The following is an 18,801-nucleotide window of genomic DNA, read 5'->3' as shown; positions in this document are numbered from 1 at the left end:
TTAAATTGGAATCATAATAAAAATGAGCAATGTAATTTTTAGTCAAAAACTCTACGATACGGCTCAGCTGATTGTAGATGGCTGTATGGGTGATGCCGATCCAGCATGTCAAACCGCATGTCCAATGCACACGGATGTAAAACAGTATGTACGTTTAGCAGGAGAAGGACATTATCAAGAAGCCTTAGATTTAATTCGCGGCAAACTTTTCTTACCTCAAACGCTTGGTCGTATTTGTGCTCACCCATGTGAAGCTGCATGTCGCCGTAATACTGAATTTAATCAACCAATCAGTGTTGCTGGGATCAAACGCTTTGTTGCTGAAAAAATGGATAAACAAAGTAACTGGGATCTAACCGTTGCAAATGATAGTGGTAAAAAAATCGCTATCATTGGTGCTGGACCCGCAGGTGCGCAAGCGGCAATTGAGCTTCGTCGTAGCGGCCACCAAGTCACTATCTTTGAAAAACTGAATGTCTATGGTGGCATGATGCGTGTGGGTATTCCTGAATACCGTTTACCACGTGATGTTATCGATTTTGAATACCGTTATTTAGATATGCTAGGTATCGAAACAAAATTCGGTGTAGAGATAGGTAAAGACATCTCTTTTAATGAACTTCGTCTTTCTCATGACGCAATTGTATTGGCTCATGGGGCTCATGTAGGTTCTATCATTCCTCTTCCAGGACACAAAGCACAAGGCGTATTCTCTGCAGTTGAATACCTAAAAGAAGTTTCAGAAACACGAGATTTTCCTCGCGCTGGCAAACGTATCATGGTCATTGGCGGCGGTGATGTTGCTATGGATTGTGCTCGTTCATCGTGGCGTATTGGTGCTGATGAAGTACACCAATGTTCGTTAGAAGAGATGACAAAACTTCCTGCGAGCCAAGTTGAAATTGATGAGTCTCTCGAAGAAGGCGTACTATTTAATGCGGGCTGGGGACCGATATCAATTGAAGAAACAGACGGAAAAGTAACGGGCGTAGTGCTTAAAAAAGTCATCTCAATTTTAGATGAAAATGGCAACTTTGCACCGAGTTACTCAGATGAAACCCGCACTATCGCTGTAGATACGGTTATTTTCGCAACAGGCCAAGTCGTCGCAGATATCACTGATGGCGCACTTGAGCAAACTCGTGGCGGTCGTTATGTGGTTGATAAGCAAACCTTAGTCTCTTCTGTTGATGGGGTTTATGTTGCTGGTGACGCTTGTGGCGGTAACATTGTCGTTGAGGCAATGGCATTGGGTCATAAAGCCGCACTGAGCATTGAGCGTCAATTTGCAAAACGCCCTCTCACCGAAGAGCGTAATTTCGAGCAAGAGTACAGTTACCCCTCTCGCCTTGAAATTCCTCTTCCAAAAGGCACAACAGACACTCCTCGTTTGCATGGTCAATTACGCAACATAGAAGAACGTAAGCAAGACTTTAAACAAGTTGACCTTGGTTTTTCTGAAGAACAAATCAAGCAAGAAGCATCTCGTTGTCTGCAATGTACTTGTAAATTATGCATGAACGAATGTGTGATGATGAATGACTTTGGAGATTGTCCTAAAACCTTGTTTAGTGACTTCATTAATAACAAAGCCATGGACCCGCTATTGGCTTACTCATGTAATGCCTGTGACCAATGTACGATTGTTTGCCCTAAAGATTATCCAATGAAAGAGATGTTCTTAGGCGCTCGCGTGGATTTTGTTAATGCCAATGGCGGTAACTCTCCAATACCTGGGCACAAAGCAATCAATATGCATCAGAAGCTTGGCTTCTCTAAACTCTTTACTATGGCTAAACGTACGGTGACTTCAAAATGAGTAATAAAGTATTTATGCCAGGATGCAGTCTGCCATCCTACTCGCCAGAAGGCGTTGCAAGCATCGCAAAATATCTAAAAGAAGTGTATCCAGACATGGGTGCCGTCCAAAAGTGTTGTGGCAAACCAACCGCAGCTATTGGTCAATATGAATTATTTAAAGAACGTTACGGCCAGCTACAAGCTGATTTCGATAAGCTTGATGCGCAAGAAGTAATCGTGGCTTGCCAAAGCTGTTACGGCATGATCAAAAAGTCAGGGGGAAATCAAACACCAGTATCACTTTGGAAGTTGTTACCTCAAATCGGACTTCCTGCTGAATTAATTGGTAAAGCAAAAAACAGCGATGTGGTGTTCACCATTCATGACTCTTGTTCTACACGCTACGAGAGCGAGCTTCAAGCGGGTATCCGTTGGATATTAACTGAGCTTGGCTATCAAATTGAAGAGCCTGAATACACCAAAGAAAACACGCGTTGTTGTGGCTTTGGTGGCATGGTAGTTCCAGCTAACCCAGATGTAGCAAACCGAGTAATCAAACGTCGTGTTGAAGAGTTTAAAACCGGTCACGTCGTTGTGTACTGTGCCGCATGTCGTGCCTCTATGATGGGTGTCGATACTAAAGCATGGCACATCCTTGATTTAATGTTTGGTCCTGTCGTAATGAATGGTGATGAACCACCAGCAAACGTATTGGCGAGCCCTGTTAAATCATGGTTCAACCGCTATAAGTCAAAAGCGGGTCTAATCAAGTGTATGTCAGTCGATTAATTAAAAGGATTTAAAATGAAATTTGTAAAAATTGCTCTTATCATTGCGGTAATTGCACTGGCACTTTTTGCCGCTAAACAAACTGGTATTCTTGAAATCATCACTGATATTAAGAGCCTTCAAGAGTGGATCGCAGGCTTTGGTGCATGGGGCTATGTCGTCTTTATCATTGCGTTTGTTTTTGCTTGTGTGTTCTTACTTCCTGGCAGTGCATTTACCATCGTTGCAGGTATTGTTTTTGGTCCAATCAAAGGTGGGATCTTAGCTCTATTTTCAGCGACACTAGGGGCTGTTGTTGCATTTATTGTTGCTCGTTTTCTTCTTCGAAATACCATCATGAAGAAATTCGGTGACAATCCAATGTTTAAAAAGATTGATGATGGCGTCGCAAAGAATGGAACTAGCTTCTTAATTTTAACGCGCTTAGTTCCTGTATTCCCATTTAGCTTACAAAACTACGCTTATGGCCTAACTAGTTTGAACTTAGGTACTTATGCATTGGTCTCATTAGTAACAATGGCTCCGGGTGCATTCATTTTCGCTTACATGGCTGGGGATATTGCAACGAACGGTGTCTCGGCAATGTTATTAGTTAAATTCGCCGTTGCTGGGCTAATCCTATTTGGTATGTCTCTTATTCCTAAATACATAGCAAAGAAGAAAGGCATCAACATGGAAGAGTTAGCAAAGTAGTTGCTGAATAGCTATGACAGGGATAGTAATTGTTTGAATCTATTATCAAATTAAGATGCATAATAGAGATAGATAACTTACTATCCCTTTTATTGTTACCTAAACATAACAACTATTTTTTACTCTATAATTACACGGATGAATTTATGAAATACCACGCAAGCCGAGTTAAAGTTAATTAAGATGTTACGAGTTTTATATCTCCTCATTATTGTGATTTGTATTCTACCCACCTTACCTGGTTTACTGGGTGTAGCTCTGTCTGCATTTGGTTATATTCCACCATTAGGTATGAACCGCTTTTCTCTCACAGGCTTTGCTATGGTGTTTGATTGGCAAGGTGTATGGCGATCCATTGGTCTTACGGTTTACTCTGCTATTGCCAGTAGCTATCTTGCGTGCTTAATTACCTTTGCTATTTTACAGGCGACATGGGGCACTCGGATTTGGCGTAAAATCGAACTCTCTCTATCCCCTTTGCTTGCAATGCCGCACGTGGCTTTTGCCATTGGCTTTGCCTTTTTATTTGCTCCAACCGGTATGGGCATTAGAGCGCTGCACAGTCTGTTTGGTTATGATCCTGCCACCCAAGGCGTTAATGATGCGGTTCTATTGATTAAAGACCCTCACGCACTTGGCCTAATTGTTATGCTCGCATTAAAAGAAGTGCCCTTTTTACTCTTAATGAGCATCTCTATCTTAGCGCAACTAAAAGTCACTCAAATAGAAAAAGTCAGTGCTTCATTAGGCTACAGTAAAAACCAAATGTGGTGGAAATGCATCTTGCCACAATGGTTTGCGAAACTTCGCTTTCCCATGTTAGCGGTGATTGCTTATAGCTTATCCGTAGTCGATGTCGCTCTGATCATTGGCCCAACAAACCCACCTACCTTTGCCGTGTTAGTTTGGCAATGGTTTAGCGACCCTGACTTAAGTTTATTACCTCGCGCTGCAGCAGGAGCGGTGATTCTATTTGCTATTGCCTCACTATTAATTGCATTTGCTCGTTTAGTTGAATGGACAATAATCAAAGGGGTTAAATGTTGGCAATTCTCAGGTCGATATGGCATATCACTGCCTGGAAAATCTTTATTTATCACGCTTATTTCACTGACTATTTTAATGGTTCCTCTAATGGTCATGTGGAGCTTTGCACAGCGTTGGCGTTTTCCTGATCTTTTACCAAGCCGATACAGTAATCATTTTTGGCAACTCGAATGGGACAGTATTGTAAGTACGATTAATCAGAGCCTCATTATCGCCATAATCACCGCCACTATTACGTTGGTACTGGCACTATTAGCTCATGAATATCGCATCAAATATAAATGGCAAATTCCAGGTTATGTCATTGCTATTCCAATGCTTATTCCACAGCTATCTATTTTATTTGGCTTGCAAGTCGCTACACTATATTTAAGCAGCGATTCATACCTTTTTTGGGTATGTTGGGCACACATCTTTTTTTCTTTCCCGTTTGTCTACTTAGCCCTTGATGGACCTTGGCGCAGTTTCGATATAAGGCTTATTCGCGCAGCCCTCAGTCTTGGTAAATCACCTCTGCAAGCGTGGCTCAAAGTGAAAATGCCGATTCTTCTGCCCGCCATTATATTTGCGTGGGCGGTTGGTATCAGTGTCAGTTTAGCTCAATATTTACCTACACTAATGTTAGGTGCTGGGCGTATTAGTACCATCACAACCGAAGCGGTTGCGCTTTCAAGTGGATTTGACCGCAGGGTCACTGCCATTTATGCAATTTGGCAGGCTTTATTACCATTAATTTTCTTTACCATTGCGATAGTTTTCAGCCGAGTTCAAGGCAGGTATCGCCGTATTTCAACCTAAGGGTATTTCTCACAATGTGTCTTAACCTTAACAATATCACCATAAAGAAAAACAGCGGTGATGCCTTATTCTTTTCACTTAATATGACAGTGAAACAAGGAGAGATCTTAACTCTTATGGGGCCAAGTGGCTGTGGTAAATCAACCCTATTAGATGTGATCGCAGGACATCTTTCTGAAGAGTTTTCCTACTCAGGTACGGTCATGCTCGACAGTGTAGATTTAAGCCAATTACCAGCCCATAAACGCAATGTAGGTATACTCTTTCAAGATGACTTACTTTTTCCTCACCTTTGCGTTTGGGAGAATCTTGCTTTTGCTTTACCAAACTCAGTTAAAGGTAACGAGCGCAAAATACAAGCCATGCAAGCACTAGAACATATCTCTCTCGTTAAACTGGCTGAGTCATTTCCTGACCAAATTTCAGGAGGTCAACGAGCCCGTATCAGCCTTACTCGTATGTTACTTGCTAAACCTAAAGTCGCTTTGCTTGATGAGCCCTTCAGTAAACTTGATAAAGATTTGCGTATTCAATTTAGAGATTGGGTGGTAGAGCAACTTAAAGAGGCCAATATTCCGGCCTTAATGGTAACTCATGACAAAGAAGATGTTCCACAAGGAAGCCGAGTATTAACTTGGCCATGGGAGATGAATCATGCTTGATAGTTTTAGTATAAAAGTGATCCGCTGGCCGCTTACGCAGAGTGCTAAACTGGTTAATAAATTCGGTGTCACTGCCAATCAAACCACCTTATTTGGCTTCTTTTTAGGTTGCTTGGCTTTTCCTGCACTGATCACAGAACATTATCTAGTCGCCTTAGTGTTTATTGTACTCAATAGAGTTTGTGATGGACTGGATGGTGCATTAGCCCGTATTCAAGGCATTACCGATGCGGGAGGATTTTTAGATATCAGTCTCGATTTTCTATTTTACTCACTCATTCCTTTTGGTTTTGTTCTCGCAAATCCAGAGCAAAATGCAGTAGCTGGTGCTTTTTTAATTTTCTCATTTATTGGCAGCGGCAGTAGCTTTCTTGCTTTTGCTGTCATGGCGAGTAAACAAGGCATTGATAATCCAGTTTATAAACATAAATCACTTTACTACATGAGTGGCTTAACCGAGGGAACAGAGACTATTGGCTGCTTTGTCGCTATTTGTTTGTTCCCTGCTCATTTCGCCATTATTGCTTATATCTTTGGTGCTGCTTGTTGGTTTACTACCTTTACTCGGATCTATTCTGGGTTCCACACCTTGAAATCCTAGTTCTGTAAATATTCTAAAAAAGCAATAAAAAAACGGATGGTATCACTACCATCCGTTTTTGTTTTATTCTGATTTGTTGCTGTGTTTTTAACGTAGACTAGATAGCCCAACCACCAACATAAAATACAATCAAAGCAACCGTAATTGAAACAATACCAACGTTTAACTTCTTAAACTCACCAGCAAAAACACGACCCACGACCAGCGTAGTAAAGCCAATCATAATGCCTGTTACAATGTTTGCTGAAAGAATAATGAATACCGCACAAACCAAGCCAGAAAGTGCATCAACAGAGTCTTCAAAATCTAACTTTGATACATTACTTAGCATCAACAAACCTACGTACATCAGTGCAGGAGCCGTTGCATAAGCAGGAACCAAGTAGCTTACTGGCGATAAGAAGATCATCACTAAAAATAGCGCACCAACCACTGTTGCCGTTAGGCCTGTTTTACCACCAGCAGCTGTACCTGCTGCTGATTCAATATAAACCGCCGCAGGAGCACCACCAACAAGACCAGCGACCATTGAACTTGCAGAATCCGCTGTTAATGCCTTACCGCCGTCGATGATTTTACCGTTCTTATCTAACAAGTTTGCTTGACCCGCAAGAGCACGGATTGTACCTGTTGCATCAAATACTGCCGTCATTACCAAAGCAATCACCACAGGAAGGATAGCTGGTGTTAATGCACCCATAATATCCATTGAGCCAATCAAAGAGCCACCATCCGCTGTTTGCAAGCTTGGTAATGCAAAGAAGCCGTTGTAGGTTACGCTTGGATCAAAGATTAAGCCAATAATTGAAATAGCCACAATCACCAATAAAATACCACCTGGTACGCGTTTCTTCTCTAAGCCAAAAATAGCAGCAAGACCAAGTACCGACATGATCACAGAGAATGACTTAATATCACCTAACATGATTGGAAGACCAGCGTGTGCATTTTTAACGATTAGACCAGTTCCATCCGCAGCAATAAGCAGTAGGAATAAACCGATACCAATACCCGTACCATGTGCAATACCTGATGGTAGGTTATTCAAGATCCACTGACGAATACCTGTTACCGTAATAAGCGTAAATAGCGCACCCATAATAAATACAGCACCCAGCGCAACAGGAATACTAACCCCTTGACCAAGTACCAAGCTAAATGCAGTAAAAGCGGTTAATGAGATAGCACAACCAATAGCCATTGGAAGGTTTACCCATAATCCCATTAGTAACGAACCAAATGCCGCCACTAAACAGGTAGCAACAAAAACAGCCCCTGTATCAAAACCTGCAGCACCTAGCATACTTGGAACAACGATAACGGAATAAACCATCGCTAAGAATGTAGTTAAACCTGCGATCATCTCTGTTTTAACGGTACTGCCACGCTCAGAAATTTTAAAAAAGCCATCTAGCTTTTTATCTAAATTAGATTGTGGTGCTGTATTCTGTACATTGTCCTGCGACATTAGAACATTCCTTAAATAGGTAACAGTAAAGTGGAGTTAATTTTCTGCGCGCATTTTTGCATAAACTGAGCAAAATATAAATAAGCAATCGTTATCGTCACGAGATTACAATTACTTACCATTAATCGTTAAGCAAATGAAATTACTGTTAATTCTTCCTAAAATGCTCTAAAAACAAAAAATGAGAATCAATTTTATTTCACTGATTCTCATAAAAGTGGTCTTTAAACTTCAATTTATAACTTAAAAGTGTGTAGCATTTCTTTCAACTCTGCATTTTTATCAGCCAAAAACTGACCTTCAAAATTGATCTCTTCACATAATTTAAAGTTGGTAGCAACGTGAGATCTTGTATCATTAACATCATCAAATAATCGATGAATACTAGATTTTATACCATGCAACCCTGATTCAGACTGATTATCAGCAAGCAACTCTTTCACTTCGGCAATGGTATTATGTGCATTCTGAACTGATATTTTATTGATTTGGTATTGTTCACCTAACTTAATTAGTTCTGATTCTTGGTAGTTAATCTGCTCTTGAGTTTGAGCTATCGTCTGATTGACCGAAGTAACAATACTGGTAATTTCTTCAAGACTTGTTTGTGTAGATAACGCTAAGGTTCTAACTTCATCCGCAACAACAGCAAACCCTCTACCTTGCTCTCCGGCACGAGCGGCTTCAATCGCCGCATTTAAAGACAATAGATTGGTTTGGTCTGAAATTTTTTGAATCACAGTAACAAATTTATTAATCGCATTTGTTTGTGTTAATAAGGAATAAAAATTATGACTCAGCTCTGTTGTACTTTGCGCATAATTATCGAGTTGAACCATGATCTTTTCATTAGTCGTATTTACTTCAATTAACTCTTCTTGAGCGATCGTCGCCTTTTTCTCTGTGCTTACTGAACGATTAATTAATATTGCAGAGTTACTGTCTAGATCTTCTAACTGGGTATAAATCGAATCAAACAATTGAGATTGTTCTTGTAGATGTCGCGTGATATCTGCGGTTTTTTCAGTTAATACATGTGATGTATGATCAGAAGTAATCGACAAATGGGTGATCTCAGAGAGTGCTTGATTAATATTAATTCTAAAACTTTCAATAACCGATAAGACCCCACTCATTTCACTATTAAACGAGCTATTGATGACATTTTTAAGTGCTAAGTTTTTCTGCTCAAAATTGGCCATATAAACTTGAGTGTCTTTTAACGTATCCACACCCCAATGCTTTTCATCTCTATCATGAATAAACAGAAAGAGCGCCAATATGCATTGAATAATTTGAGACGTTATATTTTCTGTAAAGAGGAAAGCATTCAAGATTAACAGAATAATACCAAGCCAATGAGTCATTCTCATTCGGAAAAAAAGGGATTTGAGCATAAGTAAGCCTTTAAAAGATAAAAAGAAATTTGATATTTCACATTATCTACACAGCAAATACTGAGCCAATCGTAAGTCATTGATAATTAATGATACAGACGAAATTCTGTGTCTATATGACATCATAACAAGTGTCAAATAGACACCTACACTGTCTTTATGACACTTATTTTAATGTTCTATTTAAATCATTTACTTAATCGGTTTAGACATCTTATAAAACTTATTTCAACTTTCTTGCTAATTTTTGACATACCATTTAGGTATAGTTCAAGCAATAACCATTCATCATACCAAAGGATTTTCTTTTAGAGTCTCTATATAGGTTAAAGAATGCTCATTAAATGTTAATTGAAGTAGAAACTTCGGCATACACATCAAACTGGTGCAATATTTGCTTACATTAGGAAATAAATACTAATGAGAATAATCAAACATGACGTCTAAAATACATATGAGCAATAAGGAGATTCTGTTTCCTAAAGAGTACAACTTGTTATCTATTACTACTCCTTCAAGCCATATTTCCTATGCCAGTAAAGAATTTTGTGAGGTCGCAGGTTTTACATTAAATGAGATCATTAATAAACCTCATAACATTGTGCGTCACCCCGATATGCCTTCTGACGCATTTAAAGATATGTGGGCTCACCTTAAAGAAAAAAAATCATGGATGGGGTTAGTTAAAAACCGCTGTAAAGATGGCAACTATTATTGGGTTGACGCTTTTGCTTCACCTATTTTAAAAAATGGTGCTATTCAAGAGTATCAATCAGTTCGTTTATGCCCTTCTCGCGAACACGTTAAAAATGCAGAAAAAGTATATGCCGCGTTAAAATCAGGTAATAAACCATTAAAAATGAAGCTACCAAGAACGCGTTTATGGCAACGTTATGCGTTAACTTTGATTCCTAATTTTGCAATTTCAGCAGCAGTAACTCAAATATCACCATTATTGGGCCTTGCTTCTTTCGCTGGAATTTCACTCATAAGCACCTATTCATTAACTCGTCGATTAGAGGCCTTAACAACCAAAGCCAGAAAAGTGTTCGATAATCCATTAATGGAATTGGTTTACACCAACCATATTGATGATATCTCAGAGATCGAACTGGCGCTAAAAATGCGTCAATCAGAAATCAATGCGGTTATTGGTCGTATTCAAGATTCCAATGAAAAAATTGAAGCATTAGCACAATCATCAACAAGTAACTGCCAAGACACCGTAAATAACATTACGATTCAAAGCAAAGAAACAGCTCAAGTTGCCAATGCAATTCAAGAGATGAGTACTTCTGTTAATGATATTTCAAGCAGTGTTCAAACAACAGCGAGTGCAACAGAGCATACACACCAAATCGCTTCTGAAGGTATGTTAGCTGTTACCGACACAGTAAAATCAATTGAAATGCTAGTATCGCAACTAACCAACGCTTCAGGTGTAATTAGTACATTACAGGAACACGGTAACACCATTGGTTCTGTATTAACTGTCATTCAATCTATTGCTGAACAAACAAATTTACTAGCATTAAATGCCGCTATTGAAGCTGCGCGTGCTGGTGAGCAAGGCCGTGGTTTTGCTGTTGTTGCGGATGAAGTAAGAGCCTTAGCGCAAAGAAGCCAAGAATCGACCAAAGAAATCCAAGAAATCATTTTACATATTCAGTCAAGTACACAAGAAGCAGTACAAACGATAGAAGAAGGTAGAGATCTTTCTGAAGTGTGCGTTGATAATGCAAAAAAATCAGGAAATAAACTGCAGGAATCATTAGATCAAGTCACTAATATTTCAGCGCAAAACACCCAAATTTCTGTTGCGGTAGAACAAATGGTAAAAGTAGCAGACGAGATGAATACCAATATTCAATTAATTAATAATGTCTGTTTAGAAACAAATAGCATTGCGAATGGAACAATGGAGCAATGCCAAACACTTTCAAAAACTATTCACTCTCAAGGAGATTTAGTGTCTCAATTCAGGACGTTAAGCTAAAGTAAGAGCACCTACACAAAATCCGTTTATCATCATAACAATGATAAACGGATTGCTCCTTACACTTATCTTTACTACTTTTATATCTCTTCCTTGATATTGCATTGCTGTTTCTATTTCTATTTGTTGTTTTCTATTTAACTGGGCAACCTTTACAGAACCTGATGGGTTTCTGAAGCGTATTTACGGAAAATTGGATTATCTATACTGTCCTTATTTTCTGGACGCCATAACCCTTCCTCAACCCCTTTAACGATCAAATGAATCACCGCAGAGTCAATCGCTGACATTAAGGCTATATTTACCGGTTCATTATTTGTATAACCTAATTCAACTTCCAATAGTTCTTTATAATCTACAAATCGAAAAGCACCGGCTGAAACTTCATACGAGAGTATCGTTTTACTGGTTGTAACACTTGTTAAGATCTTACCACTACGAACATCGACCGCTCGAATATTAACAGTAACTTGATCCGCTCTGTATTGTCCTGAACCACCAATACCTAAGTATCTAGCCCCTGCCCCTCCCGTTTTAATATTTGAATCATAGGCTACGATTCCACCTTCAATCATTACGTTTGCAGATAACAAAGATGGAAGCGTAGAACCATGATTAGAAATAGATTCTTGTTTTTTTTGTGCCGCTCTAATAATTTTTCTTTCCGTTAAAAGGTTTTGTAAACCTTGACGCTCTAGTGGATAGAACCATTCAGAATCTAATAGAGCCATCGTTAAAAGAGCAGTACCACCTTGAGGTACAGCCGTTGAGAAATTACTGTTTGGTTGTGGCTTATATTGACCCGTTTGGTCTCTAAAATCATACACCGAAACAAATATTCTCCCTCTTGGTTTAGGTAAAGAAATGAGTTCTACATAATTAGCACCACGCTGCATTAATGTCGGCAATTCTGAAGTTTCAGGTACATCAATAGAATTAGAGCAACCTGAAATAATAAAAAGTAATAAAAATAACATTGAATATTTCATTGCTGATTCCTTAGCTTAGAAATTAATCTGGAGTAAGACCACTTACTTGGATTTCCGAGCTTTCACCCGTTTCTTTATCTATGATTTGAATAAGCAGCGCTCCAGAATCATCAACAATATTTAGAACAAAATCATCGGTGACAAGCTGCCCAGTATTACCATTACCTACATCAGCTAATAACTGGCTTATTAATCGAGATTCTAAACTTGAAGTGAGACGATCTAACGCTGACTCTTCTTCAAACAGTGAATCATCTTTTGGTGCTTTATAATCATTAATCGCATTTGCGCCAGCAAAAAGATGAGATGTATTTAGAGGATTCCCTCCAAAATTAGGGTTCACTGGCGTATAAACTAACTCACTGGCTTGACTTAATGGTATAAAACTACTTATTAGAACAAGAAATATAATCCTTATGCTCATACTAAATCCTTAGATCTCAGGCAGTTCAAGATCGTATGTGTCTGTAAATAATTTCTCTGTTTTCCATCTTATAATATATTGATTTACAGACTCTATCGCTTGCTCTGCTTTCTCATCAGCCTGTCTTTGACCCGGTGAAAGCGCTCCTCTGTAAATAACTTTATCAAAATGGTAAACTCCTATAATGCTTCCAGATAATGCGGTTGGCCTCTCTTTTACTGTTAAATTCACATCTATTCCATCGTATTTACTATTCATTTTCATAGAAAAAGCAACGTAAAAATCTCTTCCTAATCGAGTCAATGTTCGATCAATGATTAAGCCATCAATCTCAACTAAGTCATCGACTTCATTAACCTTATTATTTTCTAACGGTGTTTTTGATTCCAAATCATTTTTATTATCAGACGCATAAGTGAATAACGAAATAAATAGAAATATAAAAAAAGAAAATATAGCCTTAAAATTCATGCTCAATCCTCTTTAAAGTCATATCCTTTTGCCCACATCATTGCTTGCAAACGATTTTTAACATTAATCTTTTTAAAAATATTATAAAGGTGTGTTTTAACTGTATTTTCACTAACAAAAAGAGATTTAGCCATATCTATATTTGAAGAACCTAATGATAATAATTTTAATATTTCTTTTTCTCTTTCAGTTAACGACACTGCTGTTGTTAAAATTCCATCTTGCTTTTCGCGATAAGAAAATATGATTTCTTTTGTAATTTCTCTACTAAGCCATATTTCTCCGATTATTATTTTTTTAATTCCTTGCGATATTACTTTGATATCATCACTCTCATAAAAAACACCAACAACATTTGGATATTTCATTATCTCTTTTAATATATTACAACCAGTTACATTGAAAAGAATCTCTTTGAATTTCATTTTCCCTTGATTAATCATATATAAATAATTTTTATAATTTTTATCTGTTTGATTTTTCAAATCTAAAATAATAAAAACATCTTCATCTGACTCATTCATGATGCTTAATTCATCAAAGCTAAGAGAGACAATATTCATACATGACGATTTTTCTAACAAATCAATCAGTAATGATGAATATAGGGTTTGGCATGATGACAAGTAATAAATGGTCATATCCTACCTCCACAATTAACATTATTTAAAACTAGTTCAATACATAAGTATATCCAGGAATAAGTAGTAAACTAATGGACATTATTGCTTTATTCTCAAGTTTGAGAATTTAATAATGACAGTAAAAATGAGCCTTCTCATGCTTTAGTTTATTTCTATTAAATTAAAATATCATAAAAAAGTTCATGGTTGTTCTCTCTGTAAAACCCATACTTTTGGAGTAGCAAAAAATGCTATTACAAAAGAAAGAGGGACACTGATATGAAAAAATTATCAGTAAGTTATCTCTATTTATTATTAACTGTAAGCAGTTACACCTATGCAAATAGTGATTTAGGCATTAGTGAATTCAATGCTCCTGAAGAACTAACGGCATTATCAGAATTAAATACTGGCAATGATAATCATGCCATTGTAGAACTTACAAATTCAACAAATTCTAGTGTAATTATTTTACAGAATAACGTGAATGGGGCAGGAAGTAATAAAGCAAAAGTACAACAAACTGGCTATGAAAATAATGCAATCATAGCGCAGGTTGGAAGTAGTAATATAGGCCTAGTTATCCAAGATGGAATTAATAATCATGCTTCTCTTGAGCAATGGGGAGCTAATCATGAAGGAGCCATAATACAAAATGGTAATGACAATATCGCTCATTTAAAGCAAACGGGTAATGGTAAAAAAAATGCAGTAAATCAGACAGGTGATTCAAATATTGCAGCAGCAGTCAACAAAAGTAATGGAGCAGGTTTTTCCATTAATCAAACTGGCAATCAAGGAATTATCTTAGTCAATGGAATGGATAGATTTATATCCATCATAAATTAAAATCATTTCAAGGAAGTTTATTATGAAAAATTTAGCAATCGCAATCTCAACCATCTTACTTTCTGGTGCAGTGTACGCAGGAAATACCGCTGATGTTGAATTAGTTAACGCTGATGATAACAATGTGAATATTTTCCAAATGTCGCCAGTAATGGGTAATGATGCAGATGTTTTAATCAAAAATTCAGATCTAAATGATGTTGAAGTTTATCAAATGGGCCGTCATAACGATGCTGTAGTTAGGGCTCGTAATAACAGTGATGACAATGACCTATTCATTGGTCAACAAGGTCGACACAATGAAGCTGTAGTAAAAGCTCGTCGCCATAGTGATGGTAATGATCTTACTGTTGAGCAAGATGGTCGTCGTAATTTCGGTAAAATTGAAGCTTATGACAGTGATAATAATATGGCACTGATTGACCAAGATGGACGCCATAATGACGCTCTAATTGATATGGATTATTCTGATAACAATATGGTTAATACGATTGAGCAAGATGGTCGTCGAAATGATGCGGCTATTTACCTAGATGGTGCTGATGGCAATATGAGTAATACCATTGTACAAGATGGCCGTCGAAATGACGCAACCATTGGTATTTATGGTGGTTCTAACAATGACTCACTTGCCATTGTACAAGATGGTCGCCGAAATGACTCCACGATTAGTGTTTATGGTGGCTCTGGTAATACCGCTTTAACTGATATTGATGGCCATGATAATGACACTTACACTGCCTTTTATGCTGGTGCGTCGGATAATGACACTGAAATCCTACTAGAAAATGGGGCTTTAGATAATACAGTTTACGCCGTTGTTGTTGGCGGGAATGATAATGAGGCAGATATACTTATTGATGCCAGTCACGATAACTTCGCTATGGTTGGTCAATGGGGTAGTAACTCTGATGCAACCATTAACCTAGTAAACGACTCTAACAGTAACGTCGTTGTGGTTAACCAAACTAACAACGATTCAGCCACTGTTCTAGCAGACAATAGTAATAGTAATGCTGTCTTTATTACTCAATTCTAAATTTAAAGATAGAACTAACTATTATTTAATCTAAACTATTGAAAAAATTAAATAAAAATCCTAATCAGTAATTGATTAGGATTTTTCTATTTTAGCGATGATAAATGATAAGTACTTAAAGTAGAAATAGGGTTAAACATAATGTCATTCATTTTAATCTCCTCATCCCTATACAATCTATGTCATAATAATCCTTTGTATATGCTGTATTTAAAGGGACGAAAATGACTGCCACTACTTATCTTAATGACTTAAACCAACGTTATTTATCGATTCATCGCACCAAAGAAAACTTCTTTTGGGATACCTACATGGGTTTAAGCGATGATCACCAAGGCTCTACGGAAGCAGAAACTGCATGGACGAACTTTTTAAGCAATGCAGAGCAAATCTCCGCAGTTAAAGAACAAATCATACTGGCTGAATCAATCACTGATAATGAAGAAAAAAAACAAACCTTGATTGGTTTAAAAGGCTGGTTAGCAACATTTGAATCTCACGCAATAGAATCAAAACAAGCTCAACAACAAAAAGCAGATCTAATAAAATTTGAAGCGGGTCTATTTGAGAAAAAGCAAAACCACACCATGACGTATGTAAACGAAGAAGGTGAAACGGTTGAAGGCTCTCTTCCTGTACTCGCTTCTATTGTTCGCACCAGTGCTAATGCCGCAACACGTCAATCAGCTCATCAAGCGTTTCTTGGCTTAGAGCAATGGCTATTACAAAACGGATTTATTGAATTAATTAAACTTCGCAACAAATTTTCTCGCTCTCAAGGGTTTGATACTTTCTTTGATTACTCGGTAACAAAAAAAGAAAAAATGACGACAGATCAACTATTTACTATTTTAGATGATTTTGAAATTCGTACTCGTGATTGTCACCAACGTAGCTTAGATCAACTTACAACGGATAAAGGCAATGAAGCCTTACTCGCGCATAACTTTATCTTCTCGTTTGCAGGCGATGTGATGCGAGATCTAGACCCTTACGTACCGTTCTCAAAATCATTACGTCGTTGGGTTGAATCGTTTGGCCGTTTAAATATTGAGTTCTCAGGCGCAGAATTAACGCTTGATTTATTGGATCGTAAAGGCAAATACCCTAACGGTTTTTGTCATGGCCCTATTCCTTCTTTTTATAATCAAGATCAATGGGTTGCTGCTAAAGTTAACTTTACTAGCAACGCAAAACCAGACCAAGTTGGCAGTGGTTATGACGGTATGAACACCTTATTTCACGAAGGTGGCCATGCGGCTCATTTCTCTAACGTGAAGATGAACGCACCCTGCTTTTCACAAGAATTTGCGCCTACCTCAATGGCCTATGCAGAAACCCAATCCATGTTCTGCGATAGCTTGCTAGAAGATGCAGATTGGTTAAAACAGTATGCGCTTGATGAAAATGGCAACGCTGTACCTGATTCGATTATCAAAGCAATGATCGACAGCAAACAACCTTTCCGTGCATATCAAGAACGCAGTATTTTAGTGGTACCGTATTTTGAACGAGCGCTTTATCAATTAACTGATGAAGAACTTACGCCAGAAAACATCACAGCATTAGCTCGTACTACAGAAAAGAAAATTCTTGGATTAGCGTGTAGTCCACGTCCATTAATGGCTATCCCTCACTTAGTGTCTGATGAAGCCTCATGTGCTTATCATGGTTACTTGTTGGCACACATGGCGGTCTACCAAACTCGCGCCTATTTCACTGAGAAATTTGGTTACTTAACTGATAATCCTGAGATTGGTCCATTACTAGCAAAACACTATTGGAATGCCGGTAACAGCGTTAACCATAATGACTCAATCATAGCTCTTACTGGTGAAGGCTTTAACGCTAAATATTTAGCTGATAAGTGTAATTTATCTGTTGAAGAGGCGTGGAAATCTGAGCAAGAAAAAATGGCAGAGTTAGATTCTAGAACTCAAGCCGAAGTGGCACCGCTAAACGCAACAATCTCTATTATTGATGGTCCAAAAACATTAGCAAGTAATACAGAATCAAACACAAAAATGTGTGACGAGTTTGAAGCCTATATTATGAAAACGTACGGACGCTAAACTGATTTCAGGGTGGTATTTATGCCACCCTGCTTATTTCAATATAGATAAATTAGAGCTATCGTCTTGAGAATAAAGTTGCTCAATTAAACGTGCTTGCTCTAGCTGGCCAACCGTTCCATTATCAATCAGCAATTGTTGTTCTTTTAAGATATCAATCAAATCCGTCGGAACAGAATTGCCATTACCGACAATCTCAACATGACCTGCTTTCACCGTTATTGGATTCGCATGAACGACATCATCCACGTTTTGATTTGACTGCTCACTAACACTAAAAACGTAATCATCTTCAACGCATATTCCGTCATCATTGGTTCTTCGACACGTATCACGCTCATCCGTTTTAATTACTAAATGCTGAGAAACTGAAGGGAGAAGCTCTCCCGGTTGTTCAATAAAATCAGCATTAGGTGGGATCTGTTGATATTTCTCGCCTGTCACTGCATAGCAGATCAAATCAACAATACCCAAAGACAAGATCCGTAAAGAAGTCATTCCACAATGTGACGATATTTCAATGCCATTAAATGGGGAAGAGACAGTGGTAAGTTGCAGTTGTTTTGTGGCGACTTTTTTCTCATCTTCTCTATCAACCGTAAGTGCTCTACGAGCGACCAAACCACCTTGGCTATGACCAATAATATGGAGAGGCTGATTGGGATTTTCATTTGATAATTGATTTAGAGCAGAAACAAGCTCGCCAGAGGTCTCTTCTAGACTCTTTCTGTCATCATATTCAAAACAGATAGCTTGTTGATCATATAAACCATAAACATCCGCTAAGGTTTTAAATTGACCCGCAGAAGCAAAGCAGCCATGAGCAATAATGGTTAATGGTTCATCTGGATTTAAATGAATACGACTATCATTGGCATTATTACAATGCTTTAGCCCTTCAATATTTAGGGTTTGCTTGGTCAACATCGTTGGTTCTTCAACCTCATCAATATCATTGACAGAGTTTGACGAACAACCAGCTAGGCCGAAAAGTACTCCCACACTGGCACATCGCAAATAATCCATTTGATTCATTAAGTTCATCCATAAACACAATATAAAACCATCATAGGGTATTTCTCA

Annotated in this window: 17 protein-coding genes; 10 read left to right on the top strand and 7 right to left on the bottom strand. The window is 38.0% G+C overall.

Features of this window, described 5'->3' with window-relative positions; translation table 11 throughout:
• Window positions 1-22 precede the first annotated feature (22 nt).
• The 6 genes from ED622_RS02920 (at window position 23) to ED622_RS02895 (ending at window position 6,390) form a co-directional block, all read left to right on the top strand.
• The gene (locus ED622_RS02920; protein ID WP_122032461.1) at window positions 23-1,819 is read left to right on the top strand and encodes an FAD-dependent oxidoreductase; all 1,797 of its coding nucleotides are present in this window, start codon (window positions 23-25) and stop codon (window positions 1,817-1,819) included.
• Window positions 1,816-2,589 (top strand): (Fe-S)-binding protein, encoded by a 774-nt coding sequence (locus ED622_RS02915; protein ID WP_122032460.1) that lies wholly within the window; start codon window positions 1,816-1,818, stop codon window positions 2,587-2,589. The genes ED622_RS02920 and ED622_RS02915 overlap by 4 nt, the downstream gene beginning before the upstream one ends.
• A gap of 15 nt (window positions 2,590-2,604) precedes the next feature.
• Complete coding sequence (locus ED622_RS02910; RefSeq protein ID WP_122032459.1) at window positions 2,605-3,282, top strand: TVP38/TMEM64 family protein; 678 nt, start codon at window positions 2,605-2,607, stop codon at window positions 3,280-3,282.
• A gap of 183 nt (window positions 3,283-3,465) precedes the next feature.
• Window positions 3,466-5,127 (top strand): ABC transporter permease, encoded by a 1,662-nt coding sequence (locus ED622_RS02905; protein ID WP_122032458.1) that lies wholly within the window; start codon window positions 3,466-3,468, stop codon window positions 5,125-5,127.
• 14 nt (window positions 5,128-5,141) lie between these two features.
• On the top strand, window positions 5,142-5,789 hold the full coding sequence (locus ED622_RS02900) for an ATP-binding cassette domain-containing protein (RefSeq protein WP_122032457.1): 648 nt from the start codon (window positions 5,142-5,144) through the stop codon (window positions 5,787-5,789).
• Window positions 5,782-6,390 carry a CDP-alcohol phosphatidyltransferase family protein gene (locus ED622_RS02895; protein WP_122032456.1) on the top strand — a complete coding sequence of 203 codons (609 nt, stop codon included), beginning with the start codon at window positions 5,782-5,784 and terminating at the stop codon, window positions 6,388-6,390. The genes ED622_RS02900 and ED622_RS02895 overlap by 8 nt, the downstream gene beginning before the upstream one ends.
• A 97-nt stretch (window positions 6,391-6,487) precedes the next feature.
• Here ED622_RS02895 and ED622_RS02890 read toward each other — a convergent pair whose 3' ends face one another.
• On the bottom strand, window positions 6,488-7,858 hold the full coding sequence (locus ED622_RS02890; protein ID WP_122032455.1) for an NCS2 family permease: 1,371 nt from the start codon (window positions 7,856-7,858) through the stop codon (window positions 6,488-6,490).
• 236 nt (window positions 7,859-8,094) lie between these two features.
• Window positions 8,095-9,090, bottom strand: coding sequence for a methyl-accepting chemotaxis protein (locus ED622_RS02885; protein ID WP_162922432.1), 996 nt, complete (start codon window positions 9,088-9,090; stop codon window positions 8,095-8,097).
• Window positions 9,091-9,691: 601 nt separating this feature from the next.
• Between ED622_RS02885 and ED622_RS02880 the strand changes: the two genes are divergently transcribed.
• Window positions 9,692-11,251: a PAS domain-containing methyl-accepting chemotaxis protein gene (locus ED622_RS02880; RefSeq protein WP_122032453.1), complete on the top strand. Its 1,560-nt coding sequence runs from the start codon at window positions 9,692-9,694 to the stop codon at window positions 11,249-11,251.
• A gap of 152 nt (window positions 11,252-11,403) precedes the next feature.
• Here ED622_RS02880 and ED622_RS02875 read toward each other — a convergent pair whose 3' ends face one another.
• Genes ED622_RS02875 through ED622_RS02860 form a run of 4 tightly spaced genes read right to left on the bottom strand, consistent with a single transcriptional unit; the run spans window position 11,404 to window position 13,776 of the window.
• Entirely contained in the window at window positions 11,404-12,240 is an 837-nt protein-coding gene (locus tag ED622_RS02875; RefSeq protein WP_122032452.1) for a CsgG/HfaB family protein, read from the bottom strand.
• Window positions 12,241-12,262: 22 nt separating this feature from the next.
• Window positions 12,263-12,664 carry a curli assembly protein CsgF gene (locus tag ED622_RS02870; protein WP_122032451.1) on the bottom strand — a complete coding sequence of 134 codons (402 nt, stop codon included), beginning with the start codon at window positions 12,662-12,664 and terminating at the stop codon, window positions 12,263-12,265.
• A 9-nt stretch (window positions 12,665-12,673) separates the two neighbouring features.
• Window positions 12,674-13,135, bottom strand: a complete 462-nt coding sequence (locus ED622_RS02865) for a curli production assembly/transport protein CsgE (RefSeq protein WP_122032450.1) — start codon at window positions 13,133-13,135, stop codon at window positions 12,674-12,676.
• A gap of 2 nt (window positions 13,136-13,137) precedes the next feature.
• Window positions 13,138-13,776, bottom strand: coding sequence for a LuxR C-terminal-related transcriptional regulator (locus tag ED622_RS02860; protein WP_122032449.1), 639 nt, complete (start codon window positions 13,774-13,776; stop codon window positions 13,138-13,140).
• Between the two features lie 261 nt (window positions 13,777-14,037).
• Here ED622_RS02860 and ED622_RS02855 point away from each other — a divergent pair, with 261 nt between their 5' ends.
• The 3 genes from ED622_RS02855 to ED622_RS02845 all read left to right on the top strand — a co-directional run bounded on the left by ED622_RS02855 (window position 14,038) and on the right by ED622_RS02845 (window position 17,718).
• Window positions 14,038-14,607 (top strand): curlin subunit CsgB, encoded by a 570-nt coding sequence (locus ED622_RS02855; RefSeq protein ID WP_122032448.1) that lies wholly within the window; start codon window positions 14,038-14,040, stop codon window positions 14,605-14,607.
• 22 nt (window positions 14,608-14,629) lie between these two features.
• Window positions 14,630-15,646, top strand: a complete 1,017-nt coding sequence (locus ED622_RS02850; protein WP_122032447.1) for a curlin associated precursor, CsgA like protein — start codon at window positions 14,630-14,632, stop codon at window positions 15,644-15,646.
• Between the two features lie 224 nt (window positions 15,647-15,870).
• Window positions 15,871-17,718 carry a M3 family metallopeptidase gene (locus tag ED622_RS02845; protein ID WP_122032446.1) on the top strand — a complete coding sequence of 616 codons (1,848 nt, stop codon included), beginning with the start codon at window positions 15,871-15,873 and terminating at the stop codon, window positions 17,716-17,718.
• 33 nt (window positions 17,719-17,751) lie between these two features.
• Here ED622_RS02845 and ED622_RS02840 read toward each other — a convergent pair whose 3' ends face one another.
• On the bottom strand, window positions 17,752-18,753 hold the full coding sequence (locus ED622_RS02840) for a triacylglycerol lipase (protein ID WP_122032445.1): 1,002 nt from the start codon (window positions 18,751-18,753) through the stop codon (window positions 17,752-17,754).
• Window positions 18,754-18,801: the final 48 nt, after the last annotated feature.

Origin of the sequence: Aliivibrio sp. EL58 (genome assembly GCF_900312675.1) — a bacterium.
Taxonomy (GTDB): domain Bacteria; phylum Pseudomonadota; class Gammaproteobacteria; order Enterobacterales; family Vibrionaceae; genus Aliivibrio.
The sequence above is the reverse complement of the archived record's forward strand: the minus strand, read 5'-3'. Positions and strand labels throughout refer to the sequence as shown.